At 54.3% G+C, this 14776-nt stretch carries 17 protein-coding genes; 12 read left to right on the top strand and 5 right to left on the bottom strand.

Going from position 1 to position 14776, the window contains the following annotated elements; genetic code table 11:
- Positions 1 to 218 precede the first annotated feature (218 nt).
- Positions 219 to 716 carry a P-loop NTPase family protein gene (locus tag MXMO3_RS01205; RefSeq protein WP_245985781.1) on the bottom strand — a complete coding sequence of 166 codons (498 nt, stop codon included), beginning with the start codon at positions 714 to 716 and terminating at the stop codon, positions 219 to 221.
- A gap of 21 nt (positions 717 to 737) precedes the next feature.
- On the bottom strand, positions 738 to 2018 hold the full coding sequence (locus tag MXMO3_RS01200) for a penicillin-binding protein activator (protein ID WP_162889085.1): 1281 nt from the start codon (positions 2016 to 2018) through the stop codon (positions 738 to 740).
- Between the two features lie 183 nt (positions 2019 to 2201).
- Between MXMO3_RS01200 and rsmI the strand changes: the two genes are divergently transcribed.
- The 7 genes from rsmI (at position 2202) to MXMO3_RS01165 (ending at position 8192) form a co-directional block, all read left to right on the top strand.
- Positions 2202 to 3092: a 16S rRNA (cytidine(1402)-2'-O)-methyltransferase gene (gene rsmI / locus MXMO3_RS01195; RefSeq protein ID WP_117394679.1), complete on the top strand. Its 891-nt coding sequence runs from the start codon at positions 2202 to 2204 to the stop codon at positions 3090 to 3092.
- Positions 3089 to 3466 (top strand): YraN family protein, encoded by a 378-nt coding sequence (locus MXMO3_RS01190; protein WP_027835776.1) that lies wholly within the window; start codon positions 3089 to 3091, stop codon positions 3464 to 3466. Before rsmI ends, MXMO3_RS01190 begins: the two co-directional genes overlap by 4 nt.
- A 10-nt stretch (positions 3467 to 3476) precedes the next feature.
- Positions 3477 to 4424, top strand: coding sequence for a glutathione synthase (gene gshB / locus MXMO3_RS01185; RefSeq protein ID WP_027835775.1), 948 nt, complete (start codon positions 3477 to 3479; stop codon positions 4422 to 4424).
- Between the two features lie 47 nt (positions 4425 to 4471).
- Positions 4472 to 5116, top strand: a complete 645-nt coding sequence (locus MXMO3_RS01180; RefSeq protein ID WP_036223062.1) for a MarC family protein — start codon at positions 4472 to 4474, stop codon at positions 5114 to 5116.
- A 61-nt stretch (positions 5117 to 5177) separates the two neighbouring features.
- The gene (locus MXMO3_RS01175; RefSeq protein ID WP_117394678.1) at positions 5178 to 6287 is read left to right on the top strand and encodes an S-(hydroxymethyl)glutathione dehydrogenase/class III alcohol dehydrogenase; all 1110 of its coding nucleotides are present in this window, start codon (positions 5178 to 5180) and stop codon (positions 6285 to 6287) included.
- A 233-nt stretch (positions 6288 to 6520) separates the two neighbouring features.
- Positions 6521 to 7360: an S-formylglutathione hydrolase gene (fghA, locus tag MXMO3_RS01170; protein ID WP_117394677.1), complete on the top strand. Its 840-nt coding sequence runs from the start codon at positions 6521 to 6523 to the stop codon at positions 7358 to 7360.
- Between the two features lie 193 nt (positions 7361 to 7553).
- Positions 7554 to 8192: a hypothetical protein gene (locus MXMO3_RS01165; protein ID WP_117394676.1), complete on the top strand. Its 639-nt coding sequence runs from the start codon at positions 7554 to 7556 to the stop codon at positions 8190 to 8192.
- Here MXMO3_RS01165 and MXMO3_RS01160 read toward each other — a convergent pair.
- Entirely contained in the window at positions 8189 to 9097 is a 909-nt protein-coding gene (locus MXMO3_RS01160) for a LysR family transcriptional regulator (RefSeq protein WP_027835771.1), read from the bottom strand. The two genes, MXMO3_RS01165 and MXMO3_RS01160, sit on opposite strands and share 4 nt — an antisense overlap.
- A 98-nt stretch (positions 9098 to 9195) precedes the next feature.
- Between MXMO3_RS01160 and MXMO3_RS01155 the strand changes: the two genes are divergently transcribed.
- From MXMO3_RS01155 to MXMO3_RS01145, 3 genes are all read left to right on the top strand, one after another.
- A complete protein-coding gene (locus tag MXMO3_RS01155) occupies positions 9196 to 9387 on the top strand; it encodes a hypothetical protein (RefSeq protein ID WP_117394675.1) in 192 nt (63 codons plus the stop codon).
- 68 nt (positions 9388 to 9455) lie between these two features.
- Complete coding sequence (locus tag MXMO3_RS01150) at positions 9456 to 10976, top strand: YifB family Mg chelatase-like AAA ATPase (RefSeq protein WP_117394674.1); 1521 nt, start codon at positions 9456 to 9458, stop codon at positions 10974 to 10976.
- Between the two features lie 6 nt (positions 10977 to 10982).
- The gene (locus tag MXMO3_RS01145) at positions 10983 to 11528 is read left to right on the top strand and encodes a DinB family protein (protein WP_117394673.1); all 546 of its coding nucleotides are present in this window, start codon (positions 10983 to 10985) and stop codon (positions 11526 to 11528) included.
- Between the two features lie 6 nt (positions 11529 to 11534).
- Here the strand turns inward: MXMO3_RS01145 and MXMO3_RS01140 are convergent, their stop codons facing one another.
- On the bottom strand, positions 11535 to 12101 hold the full coding sequence (locus MXMO3_RS01140) for a hypothetical protein (protein WP_117394672.1): 567 nt from the start codon (positions 12099 to 12101) through the stop codon (positions 11535 to 11537).
- Between the two features lie 56 nt (positions 12102 to 12157).
- Here MXMO3_RS01140 and MXMO3_RS01135 point away from each other — a divergent pair, with 56 nt between their 5' ends.
- Positions 12158 to 12580 carry a GNAT family N-acetyltransferase gene (locus tag MXMO3_RS01135; RefSeq protein ID WP_117394671.1) on the top strand — a complete coding sequence of 141 codons (423 nt, stop codon included), beginning with the start codon at positions 12158 to 12160 and terminating at the stop codon, positions 12578 to 12580.
- 101 nt (positions 12581 to 12681) lie between these two features.
- Here MXMO3_RS01135 and MXMO3_RS01130 read toward each other — a convergent pair whose 3' ends face one another.
- The gene (locus MXMO3_RS01130) at positions 12682 to 13659 is read right to left on the bottom strand and encodes a zinc-dependent alcohol dehydrogenase family protein (RefSeq protein WP_117394670.1); all 978 of its coding nucleotides are present in this window, start codon (positions 13657 to 13659) and stop codon (positions 12682 to 12684) included.
- A 148-nt stretch (positions 13660 to 13807) separates the two neighbouring features.
- Here MXMO3_RS01130 and MXMO3_RS01125 point away from each other — a divergent pair, with 148 nt between their 5' ends.
- On the top strand, positions 13808 to 14713 hold the full coding sequence (locus MXMO3_RS01125) for a LysR family transcriptional regulator (protein WP_162889084.1): 906 nt from the start codon (positions 13808 to 13810) through the stop codon (positions 14711 to 14713).
- Positions 14714 to 14776: the final 63 nt, after the last annotated feature.

The raw sequence follows: 14776 nt of genomic DNA, 5'->3' as shown, positions 1-14776 counted from the left end.
CCCGGCACCCCCGCCGATTGGTACCCCACACAAATTTTGAGCAAGTGAGGGAAAAGAGTGGACGAGCGCAGCGAGGACCTCGAAACCTTCAGGTTTCGCGCCGTCGCAGGCCGATGCGCAGCGTCGAATAGCCGTGAGACAGAACAAACAAACGAACATAAGCACTGAAAGCTTGCCTTCTCCGGTGCGGGCCCTCTGAGATCGCAAATGCCATGCCTTTAAACTGGATTGCGCTTGAATGCATTCAGCTCTTTGGGTGAACGGATATGAATGATCCGGCTGGTTTGTGCGTGTTTCTGGAGTTCGTTTAGCAGTCGGGGCCGAGATTTTTGATGCACGTGCCACATCATTTTATAAAGCTTGAACGTTATCGGCAGCATCGGACAGCCTTCGGGGCCGTCTGGGCGGCCGACAAACACGGATTTGATCTGCCGCTTGGTGGCCCACCAATAATGCCGCCATAGGGGGAAATCGACAAAAATGATTGTATCTGACGCGTTCAACCGCTCGACCACGCTTGCCCACGGGCCATAGCCATCAATCAACCAGCGGGATTGTGCCAAGGCTGCATGGTGGGCCGCGGCAAACTGATCTGATGGTGTGGGCACCCAGCCGGGCTGCCATTGCAAATGGTCTATCGAAATATTCGGCAAGTCGTGTTTGGCACAGATGGCAGCACTCAGCCTAGACTTGCCACCACCTGCATTTCCAATCACGCTGACTCGGGTCAAATGCCGCTACCGTGTCGTCACAACAGCCGTTGCGCTGGGTATTTTGGCCTCATCCACCACGCGGCTGCCGCCCAGTTCCACTTGTTTCATTACCAATGCATGTGCGTTGGTGCCATTGTCCTCAAAGCGGAATACCCCGTCCTGTCCAGAAAAGCCGCTGGCGCGGGTCAGTTGCTGACGATTATAGGGCGGTGTTGAGGTGGCTAGGCTTGAAGAATTGGCCAACAAAACAGACGTGTAGGCAAAGGTGACCATGGGGTGCGGTGTTGTGCCATAAATGGCTTCATATTCAGGCTTGAGCTTGTCATAGCCTGCGCCATCCACAGCCGGGAAGAACGCGCCCGCCAAAAAGGGTGTTTGGCTAATGCGTTCGTCGCCATCCCAGTCGGCGGACCCCAAAATGGTGATGCTGCTTTTGTCGATTTGTGCAGATTCAAGCAAGACCGCGATGGAAGGGGCCGTGGCCCGATCTGGAATAAATAGCGTATCAATTTGCCCGGAGATCAGGAACGGCACCACTTGTTCCACAGCGGTGCGGGCTTCTGTTTCGTCAGAGAATTGATAAATGCCTTGAATGCTGGCCCCGGATTGGGAGGCCGCAACCCGGAACGCGCCCTCCTGAATTTGGCCAAAGGCGGTGCGCGGCACAATTGCGGCAAAGCTCTGGCGACCAAACTTTTGCGCATATTGAATGGAACGTTTTACTTCGGTTTCCGGCAAAACATTCAGCAAATAGACGCCGGAAGCTGCCGCGCCCGAATTGTTGGAATAGCCAATCAATGGCACACCCGATGAACGGGCAACCGCGCCCGCGGCGCGCACCCCATCAGACCGGAGCGGCCCCAAAATCAAGCTTGCGCCTTCAGTGATGGCTTCCGCTGCAGCAGAGCGTGCGGTGGTTGCATTGCCCTGTGTGTCCTTGATGACGATTTGGACATTGCGCGGGAACCCGGCCGAGCTATTGATCTTATCAATCGCCATCTTTGCGCCATTGCGCATGGAGGTGCCCACACTAGCCAAGCCTTCATTGCCACTGAGGGGCAAAAGCAGGGCAACGCGGACATTGCCTTCACCAATCACTTCGCCCTGAGCGGGGGGCAAATTACTTTGGCTGCTCAAATCAGGGCGGTCTACACCACGATCAAGCCCGGACGAGGGGCCAAAATTAAAATCAGGCGTGCAGCCCAGCAACGCAATCCCGGCGCCAATACTGGCCAGCCATTTGAGACCGCGAGAAATTGAATTTTTGTGTGTGATATTGCTGGCTGTAGCGTGAATAAATGCCATGCCCAAACTCCTATTTGATTTGTGCGCATTATCTGCCGTTTGGCACAAATCTTTTTGCATCATCATTGCAATGCGTTCCGCCAAATTGGCCAAATCACGATGCTTGTCCCCGATGCGCGATACACTATAGTGTGAGCGCTTAACAGCTGAAATCAACATATATTTAGGAATTGAGCAAATTGTATGGCGCAATTATCCCCGGATCGAAGCTATTTTATCGGCGAACATGGCTTGAATGCGCCCAAAGCCCCACCTGGCCTCTATATTGTGGCCACGCCCATCGGCAACTTAAAGGATATGACCCTGCGGGGGCTGGAGATTTTGGCAGGCGTTGATTTGATTCTGTGCGAGGATACGCGCACTTCCGCCAAGCTTTTATCCGCCTATGGCATCAAAACACCCCGCAAAGCGCTGCATGAGCATAATGAAAGCCAAATGGCTCAACATGTTGTGCAGCAGGTGCAAAACGGCCAGGCGATCGCCTTGATTTCCGATGCAGGCACGCCGCTTCTGTCGGACCCGGGGTTCCCATTGGTGCGGGAAGCCGCGAAATCTGACATTGATATCATCGCCTTGCCCGGCGCTTCAGCGCTACTGGCCGGGCTCGCCGTCGCCGGACTGCCCACGGACCAGTTTTCATTTTTAGGCTTTTTGCCGCCAAAGCAAATGGCACGTGAGGAACGTTTGTCCGACCTTTTAAGCCGCACCGAAACCATGATTTTTTATGAGTCGCCCAAGCGTGTCGCCGCATGTTTGGCGGCGATGGCCAAAATATTTGGCGCAGATCGACAGGCCGTTGTGGCGCGGGAAATCACCAAAAAATTTGAGACCCTATATCGCGGCAAATTGGCGGATCTGGCCAGCGATTTTGACGGCCAGAGCGTAAAGGGCGAATTGGTGATTTTGGTGCAGGGCGCCAGCGCAGAAGCCGCCCCCGATCAGGATGAATGGCAGGCCGTGTTGGCGGAGCGGCTCAAAGAACTGCCCCTGCGCACCGCTGTTGACGAGGTGGCCCAAGGTTTCGGGCTGAAGCGCAAGCAAGTCTATCAAGCGGCGCTGGAGATGAAAAAATGATCCACCGCCGCCAACAAGCCGAGCGCTTTGGGCGCAAAAGTGAAGGGGTGGCGGAACTGTTTTTACGCCTGAAAGGCTGTCGCATTTTGGCGCGGCGGGTGAAAACGCCGGTTGGCGAGCTGGATCTGGTGGCGCAGCGGGGCCAGTCACTGGTTTTTGTCGAGGTCAAAGCCCGCCGCGGCGTAGGCGCGCTGGAGATGGCGTTGGCCCAAATCAAGCCGCACCGTCACCGCCGCGCGGCACAATATTGGTTGGCCAGAAATCAGCAATATGCTAGCCATCAAAAACAATTTGATGTGATCGGTCTTGCGCCATGGCGCTGGCCCATCCATATCCAAAATGCCTTTCAGGCTGAAGATATTTACGAAGGATGACACCGGCGCTATGACCGACAAAAAACTGAAAATTGCAGTGCAAATGGACCCGATTGCCGACATTGACCCGAGAGGCGATTCCAGCTTTGCTATGATGTTGGAAGCGCAGCAGCGCGGCCACGAGGTTCACTATTACACCCCAGCCACACTCAGCCTCGAGAATGGCGTGGTGAAAGCAGAAGTTGCGTCAGTCAAGCTGTTCGATGATGTGGATCATTGGTTTGAAATGGGCGAGGCGAGCTTGATCGATCTCAGCCAGTTCGATGTGATCTTGCTGCGGCAGGACCCGCCTTTTGATATGCATTATATCACCACCACCCACATGCTTGAGCGGTTGCATCCCAAAACCTTGGTGGTGAACCAGCCAGACCATGTGCGCAATGCGCCGGAAAAAATTCTCGTCACCGAGTTTCCAGAACTCATGCCACCGACCCTGGTGACCCGCGATCGGGCGCAAATTGTTGATTTTCGCAAGCGCCATGGCGACATTATCGTCAAACCATTGTTCGGCAATGGCGGCGCTGGCGTTTTTATGCTGCGCCAGGATGACCACAATCTGGTCTCGCTGTTGGAGATTTTTGAATCCAGCTTCCGCGAACCCTTTATGATCCAGCAATATTTGCCGGATGTACGCAAGGGCGACAAACGCATCATCATCATTGATGGCGAGCCTGTAGCTGGCCTGAACCGCATCCCCGCGGAAGGTGAAAGCCGCTCCAACATGCATGTGGGCGGGCGGCCAGAGCTGAGCGAATTGACGGACCGGGAACGCGAGATTTGCGCCAAAATTGCCCCGGCCTTGAAAGAGCGCGATTTTATCTTTGTCGGTATCGATGTGATCGGCGATTATATCACCGAAATCAATGTGACCTCGCCCACCGGTATTCGCGAAATCAAACGCTTTGGCGGACCGGACATTGCCGCGCTGATTTGGGATGCGATTGAAAAACGCCGCTAGGCGTGCCAGACTTCATTTGTTTGGGGGCATCAAAGGGCTGATCGCGCATGCCAATTGAGACATTTCTGGTGTCATTCACGACCTATTTCGCCACCATCGGGCCGGCGGACATTGTGGTGCTGTTCGCAGCATTAACCGCAGGGGCCACGGCGGCGGAACGCCGTGCCATGGTGTTTAAAGGCGTGGTGATCGGTGGTGCCGTTTTGTTGTTCTTCGTGTTTTTCGGCGAACCGCTATTGTCTATTTTTGGCATCAGCTTGCCCGCTTTGCGCACCGCAGGCGGCATCTTATTGCTGCTGATTTCTATCGATATGGTCTTTGCCCGCTCATCCGGCGGCACCTCCACCACAGATGAAGAAAACGCCGAAGCGGCATCTTCTTCCGACATTTCAGTCTTTCCCTTGGCAACACCACTGATTGCCGGGCCAGGGGCAATTGGCGCAACAATCCTTTTGATGGCCGATGCCAGCGGCGATCCGTCCCGGCAAGTAGCTGTGGTTGCGGGCTTGCTGCTGATCTTGATGCTCACCTATTTATTTTTGCTGGGCGCCACGCAATTGCAACGCATACTGGGCTTCACCGTGCTGCATGTGATCTCGCGCATTGTTGGCGTGCTGTTGGCCGCCTTGTCTGTCCAGTTCATTTTTGATGGCTTGATGACCAGCGGCCTGCTGGGGCGTATGAGTCTGTAAATTTCTCTCTCGTCAGCTTTGCGAATCTGAGGTAGCCTCGTCAAAAATTGAGGAGGCCAAAATGGATGTGAGAGCTGCAATCGCGACCAAAGCGGGCGCGCCATTGGAAGTAACAACTGTACAATTGGAAGGGCCACGTGATGGCGAGGTACTGGTGGAAATCAAAGCCACCGGCATTTGCCACACAGATGAGTTCACACTGTCGGGCGCCGACCCGGAAGGCATTTTCCCCGCCATTTTGGGCCATGAAGGTGCGGGCGTCGTGGTGGAAGTGGGCAAAGGCGTTACGTCGCTGAAGCCCGGTGATCATGTGATTCCGCTCTATACGCCGGAATGTCGCGAATGCGAATATTGCCTCAATCCCAAAACCAATTTGTGCCAGAAAATTCGCTCCACCCAAGGCGCAGGTCTGATGCCCGATGGCAGCTCGCGCTTTTCCATCAATGGCGAAAAAATCTTCCACTATATGGGCACCTCAACTTTTGCCAATTACACCGTGGTGCCGGAAATCGCCCTGGCGAAAATCAACCCGGACGCGCCCTTTGATAAGGTCTGCTATATCGGTTGTGGCGTGACAACAGGCATTGGCGCGGTGATCAATACAGCCAAAGTGGAACCCGGCGCAAACGCCGTGGTGTTTGGCCTGGGCGGCATCGGCCTCAATGTGATCCAAGGGCTTCGGTTGGCCGGGGCCAATATGATTATTGGTGTCGACACCAACCCCGCCAAGAAAGAATGGGGCGAGCGCTTTGGCATGACCCATTTCGTCAATCCAAATGAGGTGGAAGGCGATATGGTGCCGTACCTTGTGGATTTGACGGGCGGCGGCGCGGATTACACTTTTGAGTGTATCGGCAATGTCAATTTGATGCGACAAGCGCTGGAATCAGCCCACAAAGGCTGGGGCGAAAGCATCATTATCGGCGTGGCCCCTGCCGGTGCTGAAATTTCAACGCGTCCGTTCCAACTGGTCACTGGTCGTACCTGGAAAGGCACCGCTTTCGGCGGCGCCCGCGGCCGCACCGATGTACCAAAAATTGTAGATTGGTACATGCAGGGCAAAATTGAAATTGACCCGATGATTACCCACACACTGAGCCTTGATGAGATCAATAAAGGTTTTGACTTGATGCATGGCGGCGAAAGCATCCGCTCTGTGGTGGTGTATTAAAAGGCGATTTGGATCGCCGTTTTGTTTTCGCTCACGGTTGAGCGGTGCCTCACGGCACCTAACCTGCGCGGGCGCGGACCAAAAGTGGCCCGAGGTCCTCGCGATGCTCGTCCATCATTTTCCTGACCTATACAGGGATTGTGATGGGCATCAATCGGCGGGGGTGCCGGGGTAGTGAGCGTAGCGAACGACGGCGGCGCGAATAGAGGACCAGGCAAGAAAGAGAAAATAATATGACACTAGAAACCATCTCTGAAGCCAAAGCTTTTGACGGCATCCAAGGCATTTATCGCCATCAGGCCATCTCCACCAATTGCGCGATGACTTTTGCCGTTTTTCTGCCACCGCAGGCGAAAACCCAGAAGTGCCCGGCCCTGTTTTATCTATCGGGCCTCACCTGCACCCATCAAAATGTGTTGGATAAGGGCGAATATCGACGCATGGCCGCGGAATTGGGGATGATCATTGTGTGCCCAGACACATCACCACGCGGCGATGAGGTGGCGGATGAGCCCGATGATTGGCAATTGGGCAAGGGCGCGGGCTTTTATCTCGACGCGACACAAGAGCCATGGGCCGCCCATTATCAAATGCAAACCTATGTGCGCGATGAGCTTTATGATCTGGTGCTGGCCAATTTCTCCATTGATCCAGCGCGTATCGGCGTTTTTGGGCATTCCATGGGTGGCCATGGGGCGTTGACCTTGGCACTGAAAAATCCGCAAAAATTTAAGAGTTGTTCGGCCTTTGCACCGATTGTGAACCCGTCAAGCTGCGACTGGTCCATAAAAGGACTTTCCGCCTATTTGGGAGACGATAAAGACGCCTGGCGCGCATATGATGCGGTGCATTTGATTGAAGATGGCGCCCGTTATGATGCGTTGTTGGTGGATCAAGGCGAGGCCGACGGGTTTTTGGACGACGGGCTAAAGCCCTGGCTGCTGCGCGATGCCTGCGAGAAAGCAGGCATTGGCCTGACTTTGAATATGCGCGAGGGCTACGACCATTCTTACTATTTTATCTCCAGCTTTATGGATGATCATTTGCGCTGGCACGCGGCGCGGCTGGGGTAAGTCACAAAAGTGGGCAGGGCGGACACTATTATCAGCCTTGGCGAGAGGTGCCCGATGCCCAATCAATTTAAAAAGGGAACAATCTTTTTGACGCTGCGTTTATCAAGCGATGACTCTGACTTTTAACAGTGTTATTGTCCCGCCGGGAGTGGTAAATCGGCCTTGTTGTGAGGCAAAAGGGTGTTTTGGAATTATGCGTAAAATTAGTGGTTCAGCGATTTTGATCGCAGCCTTTGCTGTGCTGCCAAGTCTAGTGAGCGTAGCCACCGCGCAGTCACAAAATTATTCGGAATATAATACTGTCGTTCCTGATTTCGACGAATCGGTATTCATATTCGGGGGGCGCTATCACAAAGGCTATTTTGGCCATTCCTTCACCCCAAATCCTATTCCTGAAAATAATTATGGTATCGCAGTTGGGTACCAAAGATTTTTCAAAACCGATCCCACTGGCTGGAACTGGGGCTTAGAGACAGGTGTGGCCGGCCGCTTTGGCGAGGACCCTGCAACAGCAGAGCTCTGGGCCGGGGGCGTTGGCCGCTATAATGGATGGGTGCTTGGTGATTCTATTCGCGTTTCGCCTTCACTCACCTTGGGCCTGAGTGTGGTGACCGACACGTTTGGCATCGCCAAAGAGCGAGAAGAAGCACAAGACAAGTCTGCCAAGCTGCTGTTTTATGTCGGACCGGAAATCAGCTTTTCCCATGTCGACAACCCAGAATATGAAGTGTTCTGGCGCGCCCAGCATCGCTCCGGCGCTTGGGGCACCACAGGATTGGCCGCCGTGGATGGCGCAAATGCCGCCATGGTTGGCTTCCGGTACAAATTCTAAACTCGCCGGTTGGGCATGGTTTCGTCCAGCTTGGCGAAAAGCCATTCTTCAAAACGTTTCACCTTTGGCCAGTTTTCACGCCCTTTGGGGTAGCATAGCCAGAGGGCCTTCTCCTCCCGGTGTACATAATCAAAGGGCTGCACCAAGGTGCCGTTGGACAATTCGGTATAAAACAAAGCAGGCGTGAGCAGCGCCAGCGCATGGCCGGCATAAGCGGCAATGCCGTTAATATATTGCACATCCAGCACCGGGCCACGCGGCCTGGGCAATTCCCGCACATCGATGCCTTGGGCTTCGAACCATGTGGCCCACCAGGGATCATGCGGGCTGGCCATGGATAAGCCCAAAATATCCTTAGGTGTAGAGATGGGGTTTTCCTCCAGAAAACCAGGTGCCGCCATCACCGTATAATCAAAATGAAATAGCTTTTTCGAGACCAATCCCGGCCAATCCCCATGCCCGGAACGGATCGCCATATCCATCCCTGAGCCCTGAAAATCATGAATCAGATGGCTCGAAATATCGATCTTCACCGCCACATCACCATTATAGATGTGGAAGCCACCCAAATGCCGCGCCAGCCACGCACTGGCAAAGGTTTGCACCATGGTGATGGTTAACAAATCATCACGCTGGCCCTTTGCTTCGGCAAAGCCGCGCCGGATAATTTCAAATGCTTCCATCACTGATGGCGCAAGCCGTGCGCCCGCCTCGCTCAGTGTGACCTGCCGCGCACTGCGGATAAATAGGCGCTCGCCAAAGCGATCTTCCAACAGTTTGATCTGATAGCTGATCGCGGCTTGACTCATGTTCAGCTCTTCAGCCGCCTTGGTGAAGCTGTTGTGTCGCGCGGCGGCATCGAAAGCGCGCAGCGCGGTGAGCGGAGGCAGGGGATCCAGCGCCATACATAAAATCTCCTTATGCCAGAGGCCATAGCTTTTGTTGGTCAAAAGCTTGGAACAGGTTCATATTCGACGCAACCATTTTTCTAAAGGAGCTGAAGATGAACGGTACAGCATCAAAAAATCGTCGCCTTCTTGGCCGTTGGCGCAAGTTCACAACTGAAACAGAGCAAGCCATGGCGCATAAAAAGCCTGTGGCGAGCTATGAATCACAACCTCTCCCCCCTCGCATGCAGCGGGATATCGGTTTGATGGGCGGCATGTTTTCCTCCGCACTAGGTCGGCGTTCCTGAAACGTTCTTGCGCGTGACCCGTTCCCCTGATAGGTTTTTGTAATTATACTTAAAGCTATTGGATTTTTATGGTCACGCGCATTCAAACGGTGGCGTTTCAGGGCATCAATACCGTGCCCATTGATGTACAAGTGCAGGTTGCCAATGGGTTGCCTGCATTTAATATTGTCGGACTGGCCGATAAGGCCGTGGCCGAAAGCAAAGAGCGGGTACGCGCGGCGTTGAACGCATCGGGCCTGTCGCTCCCCCCAAAGCGGATCGTGGTCAATTTGGCCCCCGCAGATTTACCCAAAGAAGGCAGTCATTATGATTTGCCCATCGCCCTTGGGCTGATGGCCGCCATCGGTGCCATTTCGCCCGATATGGCCAATGGTTATTTGGTGCTGGGCGAATTGGCGCTGGACGGGCGGATTTCCCCGGTGGCAGGTGTGCTGCCGACTGCGATTGCCGCCCAAAGCATGGAGCTTGGGCTCATTTGCCCCAAAGTGGCGGGGCCGGAAGCGGCATGGGCCGGGGGCGAATTGGATATTGTCGCGCCAGAAAGCCTGTTGGCGTTGGTCAATCATTTGAAGGGCAAGCAAATGTGTGTGCGGCCCCAACCAAAGCGTCAAGAACTGGGCGCAGACCTGCCTGATATGGCTGACATTAAAGGCCAGGAAAGCGCCAAACGCGCATTGGAAGTTGCGGCAGCCGGGGCGCATAATTTTTTGATGGTCGGCCCCCCCGGGGCAGGCAAATCCATGCTGGCGGCGCGGTTGCCGTCAATTTTGCCGCCGCTCAATCCCCGCGAACTGTTGGATGTATCCATGGTGCAGTCAGTGGCCGGGCAATTGGCGGGCGGCCAATTGTCAGACCGTCGTCCCTTTCGGGCCCCTCACCATTCAGCCTCCATGGCGGCGCTGGTCGGCGGTGGCTTAAAGGTTAAGCCGGGGGAAGTGTCCCTGGCCCATAATGGTATTTTATTTCTCGACGAGTTGCCCGAATTCTCGCCGCAAGTGATCGACAGTTTGCGGCAACCGTTGGAAAGCGGCGAGACCATCATCGCCCGCGCCAACAATCGGGTGACCTACCCTTCACAATTTCAATTGGTGGCGGCCATGAACCCGTGCAAATGCGGCATGGCCGGGACTCCGGGGCACACATGTCGTCGTGGTGCCCGCTGCGCGGCAGACTATCAAGCGCGGCTTTCGGGTCCCTTCCTCGACCGCATCGATATTCGCATTGATGTGCCTGCTGTGTCGGCGCTGGATATGATCGATGGCGGCAAAAGCGAGCCGAGTGAAGCCATCGCCAAGCGGGTGGCGCGGGCGCGACAATTGCAGCATGAACGGTTTGCCCAAATGGGCGCGGTGACCACCCACACCAACGCAAGGGCCAGCGCCGATGTCATTGAAAAAGTGGTGGAGCTGAAAGAAAATTCCAAAAAACTCTTGGTGGACGCGGCAGAAAAGTTCAATCTCTCCGCCCGGGCCTATCATCGAGTGCTCAAGGTGGCGCGAACCTTGGCTGATCTGGACAATCAACCACAGGTGGAGCGACAGCACGTGGCCGAGGCGCTGGGCTATCGACTGAATTTCAATTTGGGATAAACGCAAATGACAAACAATATCGCGCGACCGTTCGTCAAACTGGCGCAGAACAACCGGCTGGCCAATTATCGGCTGCTCACGGCAATTTCGACCATGGAGGCGGCAGAGTTTAAAGAGGAGCGCACCTCTTTTTTCCCGTCATTGTGGCAGACCTTGAATCATATCCTTGTGGTGGATTGGTTTTATGTGGACGCGCTGGAAGGCGGTGATTTGGGGACAGATGCGTGGAAGGACGAGACGCCATTTGCAGACCCACTCGCCCTGCGCAATGCCCAAAGCGAGGTTGATGAGCGATTGATTCAATTTTGCAAACAACTGACCGCAGAAAAGCTCGATCAGATTGTGCAGCTGAACAAAACCACCGAGCCGGTGGAAAATGTGCTGTTGCACTTGTTCCAACACCAAATTCACCATCGCGGACAAGCCCATGCCATGCTGGCCGGCAGCCCTGTTAAGCCACCGCAACTGGATGAGTTTTTGTTTGCCATCGACAAGCCCTACCGCACCGCAGATCTGGCGGCCATTGGGTGGACCGAAGCCGATTTGGTTTAGCGCTGATTACTTGTCGCTTGCCGTGGGCAGATAGCGCAGACCACGGGCATCAATCTTTGCTTTCTTTGCCAAACGTTTAAAGCTCGTCTTTCGCTTTGACAATTTGAACGGCATCTGTTGGCTGAGGCCAAAAGCATCGCCTTTTATGCGCTGCTTGTCCGTGAACATCATGTAGATCGATTGGGCACATTGCCACTTGCCGCCCGGAACCTTTGTAAAGGGATTTACGCTATTGGCTTGGTATCGGAAGCATGTTTGCGGATAGCCATCCTTGCCTGTGCCCACTTTCCATTCGCCGCGCACCACATCGCGGTTCCCCGGATACCAAAGAAACGTTTTCCCGCCCGGTGTAAAATATTCGATTTGCGTACCATAGGGCTTTTGGTAACTCATCACCGTGTTGCCTTTATAGTAAGCTTTGACCTTGCTGACACGCGCCGAATTTTCGATCAAAAATTCTTCATTGATTCCTTTTGGCGCTTGCGCCAATGAAGGGGAGGTACCCATTCCAGCAAGGGCGAGCAAGAGGCCGATAAAAAGGATAGGCCGAAGCAGGTATCTGGCTAAAATCATTTAAAAAATCCAATTTCCATCTGTTGGAAGTTCAACCAAAAATATATGAAATCACAATGACGAAAATTCAAATTGAACACAAGACACCCACGCCCGAAGAATATTGCGACATGCGGGTGAAAACGGGCCTGTCGCCCAAAAGCCTGGAAGGCGCCACCATCGGCATGGCCAACTCCCTTTACGGCGTGAGTTTGCGCGACGAAGCAGGACAATTGGTGGGCATGGGCCGCCTGATCGGTGACGGCGGCTGCTTTGTGCAAATCTGCGACATCGCCGTGGACCCAGCGCATCAGGGCAAGGGGTTGGGCCAGCAAATTATGCAGGCATTGGTGGACCATATCCATGCCCATATGCCGGATTTGACCTGGGTGAATCTGTTTGCCGATGGCGACGCACACCATCTTTACAAGAAATTTGGTTTTGAAATGACCGCGCCAACAAGCCAGGGCATGGCCTTTCGGTTGCGGCGGCAGGGCTAGGCCGCAACGAGGCCGAAAAGCCCACGCCACAAGGCGCGGGCTGAGTTCTCAAACGGGATTGATTCGCCCTATATGGGACGATGATCAGTATGAGCGTCGGCTCAATTGGGCACCAAAAGCACTTTACCATCCCGGCCTGCCTCGGCGGCGCGGGCGACGGCCTGATCGATTTCTTCCAGCGGAAAGCGTGAATCGATTTTTGTTTTCAGTTTCCCATTCGCCACCATCGGGATAAGTGTGCCAAAAACGTCCTGCCTTTCTGCCGGGCTGGCGGTTTCGAACCATTTGGCTGACCAGAAACCATGAATGCTGATCTCCTTGAAAATGGCGGCTCCCAGATTCAATGCGGGTGAACGCATGGAGAGCGCGCCATAGGTGGTGAGGGTGCCGCCAAAGGCAAGCACATCCAAAATGCGGACAAATGTTTCGTCACCCACACAATCAATGCCGTAAACGATTGGGGCGCCGCCAGTGGCTTCTTTCACGCGCTCAGCCAGATCGTCCTGATCCACCAGCACGATATCTGCTCCCAACGCCTTTAACGCGGGAACCAGACTTTCCCGGCGGACAATATTAACGGTCTTGATGCCACGCTGTGCGGCCAGTTGAATAATGAGTTCACCAACAGCCGAATTGGCGGCGCTTTGAATGATCCAGTCACCTGGCTTAAGTGTCCTGAATTTGGTGAGCAGCAAATGCGCGGTGACCGGATTTAAGGCGACCATGGACAATTGCTCAACATCACCTGGTGGCAGGGGAATAAAGCCATCGGCAGGGCCCACCATTTCGTCGCGCCATGTGCCCATACCGCCGGCAAGTAATACATTTTGACCTGGCTCTAGATGGGTGACGCCTTCGCCCAGCTCAACCACACGCCCAACGCCTTCAACGCCGGGAACGGAGTGCAATTCCGGTTTCTCACCATATTGCCCGGCAATCGACAGCAAGTTGGACGGGTGAATTGGTGTCGCCAAAACCTCAACCCGAACCTCACCTGGCTTCACCGTCGGGGTGGGTGTTTCTTTAAGCGTCAAGACGTCAGCCGGATTTCCAATTTCTGTGATTTCGATAGTTTTCATTTCATGCTCCATGGCCCGAAGGGCGTTAATTGTTGCAGAACTGAACATAACAACCCAGAATGCCCCTGATAATTGGGCGTTGTTTGACAATTGTATTGTCTTTTCGACAATAAAAGGCAAGATTACGAAAGACGATCGGAGGGGTGGTATGGATAGGCTTCGCGCCATCAGATATTTCATTAAGGTGGCGGAGACCCAGAATTTTACACTGGCGGCTAAGGCGCTGGGGGTGCCCGCCTCTTCCGTTTCGCGGCGCATCCAAGATCTGGAAGCGGATATGGGCATCAGTTTGCTCACGCGCACCACACGCGTGGTGAAGCTGACAGAATTGGGCGAGATTTATCTCGAACAGGTGCGTGGCGCCGTAGCCGGACTGGATGCGGCGGAAAGCGTTGTTAGAGATCGACCCGGCGCGCCAACAGGTCTTTTGCGCATAACATGCACGCCCAGCTATGGCAGTTTTTGCCTGATGCCGGTTTTGAGAAAAATGCGGACCAAATTTCCCGATCTGGTTGTGGATTTAGAACTGACCGACCAAGTGTCAAATCTGGCGAGTGATGATGTGGACTTGGCAATTCGCGCCACAGCTGACCCGCCAGAACGCGCCATTGCACGGAAACTGACCGACAATAGATTTACCCTGGTGGCCGCACCAAATTATCTGGAGCATTTTGGCAACCCAAAGATTCTGGCAGATCTGGACCAGCACAGAACGTTGCTCTATCGCGGGCCACAAAGAATAATCCATTGGCAAGCCAAGCTGATTGCTGGTGGTTGGAAAGAAGTGATGACCCATCCAAGCTTCATCTGCAATGCAGGCGCAGAAATGGTGGCTGAAGCCGAAGCGGGAATGGGCCTAGCCCTGCTCCCCCGGTGGGGCATTGAACAGCAGCTTGCGACGGGTGCGTTGAAGCCATTGTCATTGGAGGATGCAGAACTTGCCCCGTCCCGCAATGATCAATCCGGCATTTATCTGCTCTATCATCAACCCAAATACCGGCTAAACAAGATCAAAACGAGCGTTGATTTTTTACTGACGCATCTCGCAAAATGATCTGTGGCCGCCGCGGCCCGCCTGTCGGCGCCGCAGGAAAACCAAATCATCGATAGCGGAAAA

The organism is Maritalea myrionectae (assembly GCF_003433515.1).
Taxonomy (GTDB): Bacteria; Pseudomonadota; Alphaproteobacteria; order Rhizobiales; family Devosiaceae; genus Maritalea; species Maritalea myrionectae.
Note: the sequence above shows the minus strand (reverse complement) of the source record. Positions and strands in the feature narration are given on the sequence as shown.

What these genes read in the sequence shown, in the direction of transcription:
- MXMO3_RS01125 (WP_162889084.1), top strand. Translation starts at nt 13,808, where the DNA reads ATGGATAGGCTTCGCGCCATCAGATATTTCATTAAGGTGGCGGAGACC.
- MXMO3_RS01145 (WP_117394673.1), top strand. Translation starts at nt 10,983, where the DNA reads ATGACAAACAATATCGCGCGACCGTTCGTCAAACTGGCGCAGAACAAC.
- MXMO3_RS01190 (WP_027835776.1), top strand. Translation starts at nt 3,089, where the DNA reads ATGATCCACCGCCGCCAACAAGCCGAGCGCTTTGGGCGCAAAAGTGAA.
- MXMO3_RS01155 (WP_117394675.1), top strand. Translation starts at nt 9,196, where the DNA reads ATGAACGGTACAGCATCAAAAAATCGTCGCCTTCTTGGCCGTTGGCGC.
- MXMO3_RS01160 (WP_027835771.1), bottom strand. Translation starts at nt 9,097, where the DNA reads ATGGCGCTGGATCCCCTGCCTCCGCTCACCGCGCTGCGCGCTTTCGAT.
- rsmI (WP_117394679.1), top strand. Translation starts at nt 2,202, where the DNA reads ATGGCGCAATTATCCCCGGATCGAAGCTATTTTATCGGCGAACATGGC.
- MXMO3_RS01150 (WP_117394674.1), top strand. Translation starts at nt 9,456, where the DNA reads ATGGTCACGCGCATTCAAACGGTGGCGTTTCAGGGCATCAATACCGTG.
- MXMO3_RS01165 (WP_117394676.1), top strand. Translation starts at nt 7,554, where the DNA reads ATGCGTAAAATTAGTGGTTCAGCGATTTTGATCGCAGCCTTTGCTGTG.
- MXMO3_RS01140 (WP_117394672.1), bottom strand. Translation starts at nt 12,101, where the DNA reads ATGATTTTAGCCAGATACCTGCTTCGGCCTATCCTTTTTATCGGCCTC.
- fghA (WP_117394677.1), top strand. Translation starts at nt 6,521, where the DNA reads ATGACACTAGAAACCATCTCTGAAGCCAAAGCTTTTGACGGCATCCAA.
- gshB (WP_027835775.1), top strand. Translation starts at nt 3,477, where the DNA reads ATGACCGACAAAAAACTGAAAATTGCAGTGCAAATGGACCCGATTGCC.
- MXMO3_RS01200 (WP_162889085.1), bottom strand. Translation starts at nt 2,018, where the DNA reads ATGGCATTTATTCACGCTACAGCCAGCAATATCACACACAAAAATTCA.
- MXMO3_RS01180 (WP_036223062.1), top strand. Translation starts at nt 4,472, where the DNA reads ATGCCAATTGAGACATTTCTGGTGTCATTCACGACCTATTTCGCCACC.
- MXMO3_RS01130 (WP_117394670.1), bottom strand. Translation starts at nt 13,659, where the DNA reads ATGAAAACTATCGAAATCACAGAAATTGGAAATCCGGCTGACGTCTTG.
- MXMO3_RS01135 (WP_117394671.1), top strand. Translation starts at nt 12,158, where the DNA reads ATGACGAAAATTCAAATTGAACACAAGACACCCACGCCCGAAGAATAT.
- MXMO3_RS01175 (WP_117394678.1), top strand. Translation starts at nt 5,178, where the DNA reads ATGGATGTGAGAGCTGCAATCGCGACCAAAGCGGGCGCGCCATTGGAA.